Origin of the sequence: Mycobacterium sp. M26 (genome assembly GCF_001494595.1) — a bacterium.
Lineage (GTDB): Bacteria > Actinomycetota > Actinomycetes > Mycobacteriales > Mycobacteriaceae > Mycobacterium.
Genome location: NZ_LN929908.1, coordinates 18,665 through 30,560, shown reverse-complemented (window position 1 = coordinate 30,560; position 11,896 = coordinate 18,665). Strand labels below are relative to the sequence as shown.

At 69.4% G+C, this 11,896-nt stretch carries 11 protein-coding genes and 2 pseudogenes; 3 read left to right on the top strand and 10 right to left on the bottom strand.

All coding sequences use genetic code 11. The annotated features are described in order from the left end of the window. Window positions 1–96: 96 nt before the first annotated feature. Entirely contained in the window at window positions 97–300 is a 204-nt protein-coding gene (locus BN3385_RS09470) for a cold-shock protein (protein WP_003925183.1), read from the bottom strand. A gap of 299 nt (window positions 301–599) precedes the next feature. Here BN3385_RS09470 and BN3385_RS09465 point away from each other — a divergent pair, with 299 nt between their 5' ends. Together BN3385_RS09465 and BN3385_RS09455 are read left to right on the top strand one after the other, a co-directional pair. Next, window positions 600–2,954 carry a DEAD/DEAH box helicase gene (locus BN3385_RS09465; RefSeq protein ID WP_059016548.1) on the top strand — a complete coding sequence of 785 codons (2,355 nt, stop codon included), beginning with the start codon at window positions 600–602 and terminating at the stop codon, window positions 2,952–2,954. A gap of 305 nt (window positions 2,955–3,259) precedes the next feature. Beyond that, on the top strand, window positions 3,260–4,285 hold the full coding sequence (locus tag BN3385_RS09455) for a PAS domain-containing protein (RefSeq protein ID WP_059016546.1): 1,026 nt from the start codon (window positions 3,260–3,262) through the stop codon (window positions 4,283–4,285). Here BN3385_RS09455 and BN3385_RS27555 read toward each other — a convergent pair. The 8 genes and pseudogenes from BN3385_RS27555 to BN3385_RS09415 all read right to left on the bottom strand — a co-directional run bounded on the left by BN3385_RS27555 (window position 4,278) and on the right by BN3385_RS09415 (window position 9,421). Next, window positions 4,278–4,595, bottom strand: a complete 318-nt coding sequence (locus BN3385_RS27555) for an Rv3654c family TadE-like protein (protein WP_231748710.1) — start codon at window positions 4,593–4,595, stop codon at window positions 4,278–4,280. The two genes, BN3385_RS09455 and BN3385_RS27555, sit on opposite strands and share 8 nt — an antisense overlap. Continuing rightward, window positions 4,588–4,890 (bottom strand): annotated as a pseudogene (locus tag BN3385_RS28905) (TadE family type IV pilus minor pilin); the annotation flags it as partial. The gene BN3385_RS27555 and the pseudogene BN3385_RS28905, both read right to left, overlap by 8 nt. A gap of 20 nt (window positions 4,891–4,910) precedes the next feature. Next, window positions 4,911–5,114 (bottom strand): DUF4244 domain-containing protein, encoded by a 204-nt coding sequence (locus BN3385_RS09440; RefSeq protein ID WP_059016543.1) that lies wholly within the window; start codon window positions 5,112–5,114, stop codon window positions 4,911–4,913. Between the two features lie 15 nt (window positions 5,115–5,129). Continuing rightward, on the bottom strand, window positions 5,130–5,708 hold the full coding sequence (locus tag BN3385_RS09435) for a type II secretion system F family protein (protein ID WP_197415188.1): 579 nt from the start codon (window positions 5,706–5,708) through the stop codon (window positions 5,130–5,132). Next, window positions 5,705–6,478 carry a type II secretion system F family protein gene (locus tag BN3385_RS09430; RefSeq protein WP_059016542.1) on the bottom strand — a complete coding sequence of 258 codons (774 nt, stop codon included), beginning with the start codon at window positions 6,476–6,478 and terminating at the stop codon, window positions 5,705–5,707. Before BN3385_RS09430 ends, BN3385_RS09435 begins: the two co-directional genes overlap by 4 nt. Continuing rightward, window positions 6,475–7,641 (bottom strand): TadA family conjugal transfer-associated ATPase, encoded by a 1,167-nt coding sequence (locus tag BN3385_RS09425; protein ID WP_059016541.1) that lies wholly within the window; start codon window positions 7,639–7,641, stop codon window positions 6,475–6,477. Before BN3385_RS09425 ends, BN3385_RS09430 begins: the two co-directional genes overlap by 4 nt. Next, window positions 7,638–8,610: pseudogene (gene ssd / locus BN3385_RS09420) on the bottom strand (septum site-determining protein Ssd). Before ssd ends, BN3385_RS09425 begins: the two are co-directional and overlap by 4 nt. A 112-nt stretch (window positions 8,611–8,722) precedes the next feature. Continuing rightward, a complete protein-coding gene (locus BN3385_RS09415) occupies window positions 8,723–9,421 on the bottom strand; it encodes a helix-turn-helix domain-containing protein (protein ID WP_286141719.1) in 699 nt (232 codons plus the stop codon). A 539-nt stretch (window positions 9,422–9,960) separates the two neighbouring features. Here BN3385_RS09415 and BN3385_RS09410 point away from each other — a divergent pair. Beyond that, window positions 9,961–10,779 carry an HAD-IB family hydrolase gene (locus tag BN3385_RS09410; protein ID WP_156432900.1) on the top strand — a complete coding sequence of 273 codons (819 nt, stop codon included), beginning with the start codon at window positions 9,961–9,963 and terminating at the stop codon, window positions 10,777–10,779. A 370-nt stretch (window positions 10,780–11,149) separates the two neighbouring features. On the opposite strand, the gene BN3385_RS09405 is transcribed toward BN3385_RS09410, so the two are convergent. Next, window positions 11,150–11,896: a hypothetical protein gene (locus BN3385_RS09405; protein WP_059016538.1), complete on the bottom strand. Its 747-nt coding sequence runs from the start codon at window positions 11,894–11,896 to the stop codon at window positions 11,150–11,152.

Genomic DNA, 11,896 nt, shown 5'->3' with positions numbered 1-11,896 from the left:
CCACGCCGCCGAGCCGTATGGCCCCGGAAAACGAAACACCCCCGGCGGTGCCCGTCACCGGGACGCACGGGGGTGATTCCTGTATGTCGCTGCTGATCAGATAGAGCGCACGCCTGTGGCCTGCGGTCCCTTGGGGCTCTGACCGACCTCGAACTCGACCCTCTGGTTCTCCTCAAGGGTGCGGAAGCCCGACCCCTGAATTTCCGTGTAGTGGACGAACACATCCGCAGAACCGTCCTCGGGGGCAATGAACCCGAAGCCCTTCTCCGCGTTGAACCACTTCACAGTTCCCTGTGGCATCTTTCGTACTTTCCTTCTCTTGCTACCGGGTACGGCCGGCCGAGTTTTCGGCAGACCGGGCCCCGTTCCGACCGCCATCCTTCGTGGAGTTGTCGGAACTCACCCGACCTACAGACCCTCGCAGGAACCGCGATCGCAACGTCGATCCTGCGATTGTGAAGACACGAACACAGAAGCTGCGACCGCCCTTATCCAATCACGTTCAGCGCACTTGCGACAGTCTCACTGCTACCAACTGATGAACAATTCGATACAACCGTTGTGCAGCGACGTCACGGAAACAGAGAGGGGGTCGGCAGATGGCGAGTTTTGGCAGTGAGCTACTGACAATTGCGGTCGCCGGCGCCGAATCCTCCGCAGCAGCGCTGCAGCACGTTGCCGAGATCCCCGCCCGCAATGCCGTCGGCGCCGCGTGGCCGGCGTGGGCGAGGCCAGATGTCCTCCGCGCGTTCCATGATCACGGAATAGTGGCACCCTGGTCCCATCAGGTCCGGGCCGCCGATCTGGCCCACGACGGCCGTCATGTCGTCATCAGCACCGGCACCGCCTCCGGCAAGTCACTGGCATTCCAGCTGCCGATCCTGGACGCGCTGGCCCGCGACCCACGGGCCAGGGCCCTGTATTTGTCGCCGACGAAAGCGCTTGGCCACGACCAGTTGCGGGCCGCCCATGCACTGACCACCGCGGTGCCGGCCTTGGCCGACGTCGCACCGACGTCCTATGACGGCGACACGCCCACCGAGGTACGCAAATTCGCCCGCGAACGCTCGCGGTGGTTGTTCTCCAACCCGGACATGATCCATGTGGCACTGTTGCGCAACCATGCCAAGTGGGCGGTGTTCCTGCGCAACCTGCGCTATATCGTGGTCGACGAATGCCATTACTACCGCGGCATTTTCGGCTCGAATGTCGCAATGGTGCTGCGCCGTCTGCTGCGGCTGTGTGAACGGTACGCACCGAGTTCGGGTGATCGGCGGGCAGGAGCGGAGCGACCCGGGGCCTGGTCAAGCCCCACGGTGATCTTCGCCAGCGCCACCACCGCGGCCCCGGGCGAGACCGCAGCGGAATTGATCGGGCAGGCGGTCGAGGCCGTCACCGACGACGGCTCCCCGCACGGGGCGCGCACCGTGGCGTTGTGGGAACCCGAACTGCGCACCGACGCCCGCGGTGAGAACGGGGCGCCGGTGCGACGCTCGGCGGGTGCCGAGGCGGCGCGGATGATGGCCGATCTGGTGGTCGAGGGTGCGCGGACGCTGACCTTCGTCCGGTCCCGGCGCGGGGCGGAACTGACCGCGCTGAGCGCGCGGGCACGACTGGAGGACATCGCGCCGCAGCTGATCGAAACGGTGGCGTCCTACCGCGCGGGCTACCTCGCCGAGGATCGCCGGGCTCTGGAACGGGCGCTGTCGGACGGCGAATTGCGCGGACTGGCAACGACGAACGCGCTCGAGTTGGGCATCGACATCGCCGGTCTGGATGCCGTGCTGCTGGCCGGCTTCCCGGGCACGGTGGCGTCGTTCTGGCAGCAGGCCGGGCGGTCGGGGCGCCGCGGCCAGGGTGCACTGGTGGTGCTGATCGCCCGCGACGACCCGCTGGACACCTATTTGGTGCACCATCCCGCCGCGCTGCTGGACAAACCGGTCGAGCGGGTGGTCATCGACCCGTCCAACCCCTACGTGCTGGGACCGCAATTACTCTGCGCGGCAACCGAACTCCCCCTGGAGGAGGGTGAGGTGCGGCGGTGGGAGGCCGACGCGGTGGCCGAGGAACTGGTGGACGACGGGTTACTGCGCAAACGCGGCGGCCGGTACTTTCCGGCGCCGGGGCTGGACCCGCATCCTGCTGTCGACATCCGCGGGTCGGCTGGCGGTCAGGTGGCCATCGTGGAGGAGGACACCGGCCGGATGCTCGGCAGCACCGGAGCCGGGCAGGCACCGGCGACTGTGCACCCCGGCGCGGTGTATTTGCATCAGGGTGAGAGTTATGTCGTGGACTCGCTGCGCCTTGAGGACGGGGTGGCCTTCGTCCACGCCGAGGACCCGGGCTACTCGACCTACGCGCGGGAGATCACCGACATCACCGTGACCGGGCCCGGCGAGCGGGTGCACTACGACGCGGTCACGCTTGGCCTGGTGCCGGTGTCGGTCACCCATCGGGTCATCGGGTATCTGCGCCGCCGGCTGTCCGGGGAAGTCATCGACTTCGTCGAACTCGACATGCCCGAGCAGTCACTGCCGACCACCGCGGTAATGTACACGATCGCTCCGGAAGCATTGCTGGACAACGGAATCGAGCTCGCTCAGATACCCGGTGCGCTGCACGCCGCCGAGCATGCCGCGATCGGGCTGCTGCCACTGGTGGCCAGCTGCGACCGCGGCGATATCGGCGGCCTGTCGACCGCGATCGGTGAAGGTGGTCTGCCGACCGTCTTCGTCTACGACGGCCATCCGGGCGGCGCCGGTTTCGCCGAGCGGGGCTACCGGCTGGCCGCGACCTGGCTGGGGGCGACCGCAGCGGCGATCGAATCGTGCGAATGCCCGCACGGCTGTCCCTCCTGCGTGCAGTCCCCGAAATGCGGAAACGGCAACGATCCCCTGGACAAAGCCGGTGCGGTCCGCGTGCTCAGGCTCATTCTCGCTGAGCTGGGCGCCTGATCGTCGGCCGCCGACCGACCCCTCAAACGGTCGACGACCGCGCAGCAGCGCCGCCACTGCGCGCGAGCTTGGTGTACAGCCCCGCGCTGCTGGAGGCAGAGAACTGGACATCGCCAGCGACGAACGGTCGGACAACGCGATCCGTTCCCAGGTCCGACGGGTCGGACGTAGCCGAAAAGTACCCAAAGAGCAGGGACCGCGCAAGGAACGGCACCCCCACCACGCCGATCGTCGCCCGGCTGTGACCCGCTTACCTGCGGATTCCGTGGCGGCCGCGCGAAGGCTGCGCCGTTAAACTCCCAGCCATGAACCACGACTGGCTGCTGGTGGAGACACTCGGCACCGAACCCGTGGTCGTGGCGCAGGGACGCCGGATGAAGAACCTGGTGCCGATCAGCGCGTTCCTGCGACGCAATCCGCACCTGGCCGCGATTCAGACGGCGATCACCGAAACCGTCGCCACCGGCAACAGCCTGGCCAGCATCACCCCGAAGAGCGACCGGGTGATCCGGACCGAACCGGTGACGATGTCCGACGGCAAGGTGCACGGTGTGCACGTGTGGATCGGGCCTGCCGACGCCGAGCCGCCGGAACGGCCTATCCCCGGACCGCTGAAATGGGACATGACCACCGGTGAGGCCACCGATACCGTCGAGTCGCTGGCCAACGCCGGGATGGACCCGGCCGAGGAACGCACCCATGGCCGCGCCTTCGTCGAGGATCTGCCCAGCCGCGACTTCAACAAGGATGAGGCGCGGGTGCTCGCGCTGGCCATCGATGCCGCCCCTGGCCGCACCTACTGCACCAGCTGGGATTTCAACGACAAGCTGGGTGGCTTCCGTCGGGTCGGCTTCGTCGCGCGCACCGCGATGGAGCCCGCCGAGGACGGCACCGACCACCTGATCGCCCGCGCCATGAACCTGGTGGGTGAACTCGACGAGTCGGACGTGCCGACTGACCTGCTGGCCCAGCGGATCCTGCGGGGCCTGTCCCAGCAGGGGGTGTACCGGGCGATCGTCGACCTGGGCAGCTGGAATCTGCTCAAGTGGCTCGACGAGCCGTGCCCGCATTACGACTGGCGTCAGGGAGTGCAGTTCCATCCCGACGACAAGTCGCATCTGGAGCCGATGGCCAAGGAGTTCGAAACCGGTTCAACCAGCCGGGTTTTGCGGTTGCCCAGCACCGAGAGCGGGTGGGTGCCGATGCATGTCACCGTCAACCGCGTCGAACTGGACAACGGCGTGTTCGCCGGGTTGATCACCCTGCGGCTGCCCACCGACGCCGAACTGGCCGAGGCCAGCCTGCTGAGCGCCGACGGCACCGCTACCTGACCGGCCCGGCCCGGGCCACCGCCCGGGCACGTCCGACGCCCACGCCGATCACCACATCGAGATGGTCGACATCGCAGCGCAGCAGTGCCGCGCTCATGGCTGCGGTCACCGCACCGGCCTGACGGCACGCGGCAGCCGGCCCGTGTGGCAGCCACACCGCCGCGGCCAACGCGGCCAGATCAGCTGACGCCTGGGCGCGGTGGCGGGCCACCACTGCCGCACCGAGATGAACGCCACCCATTGTCAGGACGACCACGACGATGATGAGCATTGCCCCCAGAACCGTTGCCGCCCCGGACTCGTCAGCCACCCGGCTCGGCCGCCGCGAGCGCAGCGGCCGCGATGACGATGCCGGGCAGCAGCGCCGAGCGCGTGCTGACCCTGGCCTCCACGAAGTCACCGACGCGGCGGTACTCCACCGCCGCGCCTGGCGGGGCCACCGCGCGTGCTGCGGCATCGGCGCCGGCGGTGTCGCCGCGGGCGGCCAATCGGGCGGCCTCCCGGGCGGCGTCGACACAGCGGACCTGGGCGGAGACGGCAGCAACCCCGCCGAGGCAACCCAGCAGAACCACCACCAGTGCAGCGATGGCCAGGGCCGCCTCGACCGTGCTGGCACCGGCATCGCCTACACGTTGGTGTTCAGCGCCCGGCTGATGATGTTGGTCAACGCCCCGACGATCGAGTCTCCGGTGACCACGCTGTAGAGGATCGCGCCGAAGGCGGCCGCAGCGATCGTCCCGATGGCATATTCGACCGTGGACATGCCGGATTCGTCGGCGCCCACCGCCGCGATCCGCAGCCCCAGATCCTGAAACCTGCTCTTGTTCAATGACTTTCCCTTCTCTCACACCAGAATCCCGGAGAACACCTCACCGGCCAGGCCGGCCACCACGGGCACGATGCCCAGGCAGACGAATGCGGGCAGGAAGCACAACCCCAGCGGGCCGGCGATGAGCACCGAGGCGCGTTCGGCAGCGGCAGCAGCGGCATGGGTGGCGTCCTGGCGGGATTGCTCGGCCAGTTCGGCCACGCCATGGGCCAGCGCGCTGCCCGAGGCCGCCGAGCGCCTGGCCAGCCGCGCGACGGCGTGACACGCCGGTTCGACCACGTCGTCGGGGATCGCCCAGGCCACCTCGGCTTCGGCACCCAGCGCGAGCAGATCGGCGGCGCGGCGCAGGACCGCACCGAGTTCCGCGGGCGCCGACGGTGTGGTGGCTGCCGCCGCGGCGGGCACCGACATCCCGGCACCCAGGCAGACCGCGAACACGTCCAACGCGCTCGCGGCGGCCAGGGGATCACTGCCGCGATCTGACCGGTGCGCCGGCACCGGCCGCCCGTTCGTCATGCCGGCCCGGTTGCGGACCAATGCCGGGCCCGCGGCGGTGAGGAGCGCGGCCGCCAGAAGCACTGCAGCCGTGGTCATCTCAGGGTCCGCGCGGTGATGCGATCGGCCCACAGCAGACCGAGGCAGATCAGTGTCACACCGATGACCAGCATCACCCCACCGACTCCCCCGCCGGCGAGGAACGCGACCGGCGTCGCCCCGATCAGCTGACCGAGCAGGATTCCCAGCGCCGGAAGGCCGGCGAGGATCACCGCCGTGGCGCGGGCACCGGCCAGCCCCGCCTCGACCCGGTCGGCGAACCGCTGGCGCTCAACGATGTCGCGGTGTGCCGCGCGCATGAGTGCTGACATGCCCAGGCCCTGTTCGGCAGCCAGCTGCCAGCACACCGCAAGGCGATCCCAGTGGCCGGCGACCGGGGATCCTGCCGCGACCGCATGCAGCCCGCCGGCGACATCTGCACCGAGTCCGGCCCGGGCGGCCACGCCGCGCAGGCACACCCCGACCTCGCCATCGCATTCGGCGGCTGCGACGGCGAATGCCAGCACCGGATGGGCACCGCTGCGCAGTTCGCCGACCAGAACCTCCAGCGCCGAGGCCAGCGTGTGTCCATCAGACCGCCGACGGCGTTCGCGTCGCACGCTTCGCCGCCGCGCCACCGCCGTCGCAGCCAGGATCGCCGCGGCCAGCACCACCGTGGGCGGCAGCATCAGCACCGCGCCCGCCGCACCGACTACGAGCACCGGCAGCCTGCCCTTCGCCGGCGGTGCGGTCAGGCCGACGCGCTGGCGCGGCGGCGCCGGAGTAACGAGCAGTGCCGCCGCCAGAAGCGCGGCTGCCACCGCGGTCACCGCACCCCGCGATCAGCGATCAGGCGGTTCAGTTCGTCAGCGCCACAGCCGAATCCGTGATCGAGTTGCCAGGCGGTGCGGGCCACCACCGGGCCGTCGTCGCAGCGCTGCAGCACGGCGATCTCGGTGAGCCGGCGGGTGCCGTCGCGGCCGCGGCTGACATGCACGATCACCTGCACTGCCGCGGCCAGTTGGCTGTGCAGCGCGGCGCGATCGAGACCGCCGAGCGCCGCGAGGGCCTCGAGCCGGGCCGGCACTTCGGCGGGACTGTTGGCGTGCACGGTGCCCGCGCCGCCGTCGTGGCCGGTGTTCAGTGCGGCGAGCAGGTCGACGACCTCCGCCCCGCGCACCTCACCGACAACGATGCGGTCCGGCCGCATGCGCAGGGCCTGACGGACCAACTGGCGCAGGGTGATCTCACCGGCGCCTTCGACGTTGGCGCCGCGCGCCACCAATCGCACGAGGTGCGGGTGGGGCGGTGCGAGTTCGGCGGCGTCCTCGACGCAGACGATGCGCTCCTGCGCGCTCACCGACCCCAGTGCCGCAGCGAGGAGTGTTGTCTTTCCAGCGCCGGTGCCTCCCGACACCAGGAAGGCCAACCGCGCCGCGATCATGCGGGCCAGCAGCGCGCCGGCCTCATCGTCGATCGCGCCGGCGGCGGCCAGTGCGGCGAGATCCTGTGTCGCGGGTCGCAATACCCGCAGTGAGACGCAGGTGCCGGCGGCGGCTACCGGCGGGAGCACGGCATGCAGGCGCACCGCGAACCGGCCGCTGCCGAAGCCCGTCAGCTGGCCGTCGACCCAGGGTTGGGCCTCGTCGAGGCGCCGGCCCGCCGCCACCGCAAGACGCTGAGCCAGCCGGCGCACGGCGGCCTCGTCCTCGAAACACACACTGCTGCGCCGCAATCCGGCTCCGTCGTCCACCCAGACCGCGTCGGGTGCGGTGACCAGGACGTCGGTGGTACCCGGTGCCCGCAGTAGTGGTTCCAGCACACCGGCACCGGTCAGTTCGGTCTGCAGTACCCGCAGCGTGGTCAGCACCTCGGTATCGCCGAGCACGCCGCCGGACTCGGCGCGGATCGCAGCGGCCACGGCGGCCGGGCGCAGCGTTGCCGACTCGGCGGCCAACCGTTCGCGGACGCGGTCGATCAACGACGAACTCATGCGGCCTGCATCCCCGGCCCGCGCAGCACGGCCTCCAAGACCTGCCGCGCGGCCGCGGCCAACGGCGAACGCCGGCTCAGCCGGATGCCGCCGTGCTCGAGGCGCTCCGCCAGCATCGGCTCCGGGCGCATGGCGGCCAGCAGCGGCAGGCGCGTCACCTCGGCGACCTCGCGGGCACGCAGCCCACCCGGTGACGGTCCCCGAACCACAAGCCCGACATGTGGATTGGCCGCCCGCAGGATCGCCGCCCGTGCTGACATCGCCGCGACACCGCGGACGTCGCAGGTGGTGACGGCCAGCACCAGGTCGGCGCACTCCAGGGCCGCCGCGGCCGCCGGTGTGCACCGGTGCGGCGTCCATCTCGTGGCCGGATCGGGTTCCCGACAGCACGGCGACGCCCCGCTGGCTGGGCAGCGCGTCACGTACCGCTGCCCAACTGAGCCGCCCACCCTGAAGGCTCAGGTCGGGCCAGCGCAGTCCGCCGGCGGATTCGGCTCCCAGCAGCAGGTCGATGCCGCCGCTCCACGGGTCAAGGTCGACAAGCAGCGAGTCGGCGGCCACCAGGGCCAGAGCTGCGGCGAACACCGACGCCCCCGCCCCGCCGCGCCCCGGGGTCACGGCGACCAACCGGCCGGCGGCGGGCTTGTCGGCTACGGTTTCGCCGGCTTCGGAGAGTTGCCGGACCAGACCGTCCTCGTCGGCCGGGAGCGCACAGACATGCTGGACGCCGACCGCCATCGCCGCAGCCCAGGTGGCAGGTTGAGGTTCGGTGGCCGAGACCAGAATGATCGCGTCCCGCCGCGGCAGCCCGTCACGTTCGCATCGGTGCGCGGCGGGCTCGTCGAGGATCACCGCAGCGGCGGTCGACCACGTTCTGCGGGTGACCGTTGACGTCGGGGCCACCATGCGCAGACCCGCCGCGGCGGCCGCCCGGGCACACAGTGCACGCAATTCCGGGTCGTCGATCAGGGTCAGCACCACTGCGGTCTGGGACGTCACCCGATCACCGTCGCGCTCCCGGGTTCGTCGCGGAAGCCGCCTCGGACCGTTCTGGGGATCAACCCGGGACTGGGGATGGGTGTCAGTCCCGCAGGAACCCCGCCACCAGCGCACCGGGGATATAGGGATGGCGCCAGATCTGGATCTGGATGTTGAGCACCACGTCGTTGTCGACGTCGCGCACCACCCACACCCGGGCCGACGGGTCGAAGGGGATCACCTGACGGTCCCAGCGCTGCTGGAACTCGGGGTTCTCCAGGTTGCGCATCAGCGTGTACGCCAACATCGGATCGCTGCTGTCCTGCGCCACCCGCAGCCGCCCGGCCGACACCCACCAGTCGCCGATCTCGTCCCAATTCAGCACGATGCGGCGCGCCATCGGGTTGTTGAAATGCCAATGGGCGATGTCCTGGTGGCGTTCACACTCCTTGAACAGCCGTCGCCACTCGGCGTTCCAGGACGAACTGCCTTCCGAGGAGATCCACGCCATCGGCGCCGCGAACCGCTCGAGGAACTCCCCGATGGCCTGGCCCCCGAAAGCGGCTGCCGGCGGCGGCGGCATCCCCGCGAGTAGGAACAGGTACCGCGTCTCCCAGGGCGACAGATCACACACGGCCGCAATGGCTTCCAGAGCGGCGGTGGTCGGCGTGGCCCTTTGACCGTTCTCCAGCCGGTAGAGCCAGGTCAGACTGTGATTGATCGCATCGGCCAGCTCTGCGCCGGACAACCCGGAGCGCATTCGCACCGCCCTGACGAACTCCCCTAAATGGAGGGCATCCATCTCAACCCCCAACCCCGACATGCACTAGTCCAAACTGGACCGACGCCAAGCCTAGACATCCTTACCGACGCAAAGGAAACATGCACCCCGATCAACTACCAACCGGGAGTGCCTGCATGACGCGATCCAGACCGCGGCGACCACACCGCAGGAGCACCGAAAAACGGCCGCTACGGGGAAGTCAAAATCTGGCAACGAACTACGAGTTAGCCAGATTCGCCAGAAATTAACGGGGAAGATGGTCCAGAAAAGGGACGACCCCCGCCAGGGGGGGAGGAGGCGGAGGTCGTCGTGTATCAGCCCCGGGGGGTCGGGCTGATGCACACCCGGCATAAGCCGAGTAATGCCACTATACACACGACGATGCGCTGTCGCGCAAGTAGTCGCGGGACGAAAAAGCCATGATTTTGCTGTGAAAGTGCAGCCCAGGACACGTGTCGCCATCTGCCATTTTGGGCTCACCCCCACTTATCAGGATTGCCGCACCTATCCTGGGCCGTGTGACCGACGGCCCTCCGGCAGAACACCAGCTAACGGCCCTGCGGAGCGGTGCCGGTGCGGTTTCCGCGCCCCGCACCGCAGCGTTTTTCGATCTCGACAAGACCGTGATTGCCAAGTCAAGCACGCTCGCTTTCAGCAAACCCTTTTTTAATCAAGGACTTCTGAACCGCCGGGCCGTGCTGGCATCCAGCTATGCCCAGTTCCTGTTTCTGATGTCCGGTGCCGACCACGACCAGATGGACAGGATGCGCTCCTATGTCACCAGCATGTGTGCCGGTTGGGACGTTGAGCAGGTGAAGTCGATCGTTAACGAGACGTTGCACGACATCGTCGATCCCTTGGTGTTCGCCGAGGCGGCCGAGCTGATCGCCGATCACCGCCTGTGCGGGCGCGACGTCGTGATCGTCTCGGCATCGGGTGAGGAGATCGTCGCGCCGATCGCCCGGGCGCTGGGCGCTACCCACGCCATGGGCACCCGGATGGTGGTCGAGGACGGCCATTACACCGGCGAGATCGCCTTTTACTGCTACGGAGAGGGCAAAGCCGCCGCGATCCGTGAACTGGCCGGCCTGGAGGGCTATCCGCTCGAGCACTGTTATGCCTACTCCGACTCCGTGACCGACCTGCCGATGCTCGAGGCGGTCGGGCATCCGAGCGTCGTCAACCCCGATCGGGCGCTGCGCAAGGAAGCCGCCGCCCGGGATTGGCCGGTGCTGACGTTCTCCCGGCCGGTGCCATTGCGGGACCGCATCTCGGCCCCCTCGGGCGCGGCAGTGGCCACCTCGGCGGCCCTGGGAATCAGCGCGCTGGCCGCCGGAGCGCTCACCTACTCGGTGTTACGGCGCTTGACGTTCTAGCGGCCAAACCGTTGCCCGCCAAAGCCTTGATGTGACGATCGTCACGTAGTACAAAGGAAGCACGGTCGCAGGGCGAGGCCAAGGTAGCGCCGGAAGAGAAGGCACTATCTCCCGAACCAAGCGGCCCAGCACGGTTCCAGGCACCCACGCGGAGCATGCCGCGATAGGGCAGAAGTGTTGCGGGCCTGCGTAATTGCGAAAAGCGGACGGATACGACGATCCTTTGGGTTGGATCGCAGCCGCAGCGCAGCGCAAGATCGCCGAGGCCAACCCACGCAGCCGACACCGCACGCTTGGTAACCCGGTAACCGTGCTAGCGGGCGGCGAGCCGAACTCTTCTCGGATCGTCGCCCGCTTTCGTCTGTCCGGCCTACTTCGAGGCGGCCTCGGCGATCGACAGCGCTTCTCGCGCACCGTCTTCCAGCGCCGCGCAGCTCATCACCAGCCAGCGGCCGACACCCTCGGGCGCCCCGGAGGCGAAGTCACGCGCGGCAGCCCGGTACTCCTCGGCGCGGCGCATCCAGTACACCTCGGGAACACCGAGGCCGTGCGGGTCCAGTCCGGTGGCGATCGTCACCAGCCGCGATACCGCCCGGGCGATCACGCCGTCACCACTGCCGAACGGCGCCAGCGCCAGAAGCTCACCGTGCGCGACGGCAGCCAGCACCGGCGCGGGAGCAGAGCTGGCGCCGGTGACCAGTCGGGTGACGAGATCGAGGCGGGCCGCCACCTCGGGGTCCTGCCGCGGCCTGCCGAGGCTGTCCCCGTCGGTCAGATCGGCGGCGGCCAGGGCATGCAGCCGGGCCAGCGCCTGCAACGGGGCGCGCTGCCACACCCCGACCAGTGCGGTGGTCCCGCCCTCCATGGCCTGGCCGACCCGCAGGGCGCCGGCCAGGACCGGGTCGTTGGGTTCGGCGCCGGAGGCGTCCAGTTGCACCGCGCCGCCGTCCAGAGCTGAGGACGACCGCGCACCGCGGATCGCCGACTCCGCGGCGGTCACCGGCCAGTTGCGCAGGTTCGTGCGGTGCCGGTGGGCTTTGGCCAGCGCCTCGCGGGCCGCCTCGGCGGCGTCGGCGACGCCCGGCAGGTCGAGCAACGGGGCCAGCAGGTCAGTCAC

What these genes read in the sequence shown, in the direction of transcription:
- BN3385_RS09470 (WP_003925183.1), bottom strand. Translation starts at nt 300, where the DNA reads ATGCCACAGGGAACTGTGAAGTGGTTCAACGCGGAGAAGGGCTTCGGG.
- BN3385_RS09465 (WP_059016548.1), top strand. Translation starts at nt 600, where the DNA reads ATGGCGAGTTTTGGCAGTGAGCTACTGACAATTGCGGTCGCCGGCGCC.
- BN3385_RS09455 (WP_059016546.1), top strand. Translation starts at nt 3,260, where the DNA reads ATGAACCACGACTGGCTGCTGGTGGAGACACTCGGCACCGAACCCGTG.
- BN3385_RS09435 (WP_197415188.1), bottom strand. Translation starts at nt 5,708, where the DNA reads ATGACCACGGCTGCAGTGCTTCTGGCGGCCGCGCTCCTCACCGCCGCG.
- BN3385_RS09425 (WP_059016541.1), bottom strand. Translation starts at nt 7,641, where the DNA reads ATGAGTTCGTCGTTGATCGACCGCGTCCGCGAACGGTTGGCCGCCGAG.
- BN3385_RS09415 (WP_286141719.1), bottom strand. Translation starts at nt 9,421, where the DNA reads ATGGATGCCCTCCATTTAGGGGAGTTCGTCAGGGCGGTGCGAATGCGC.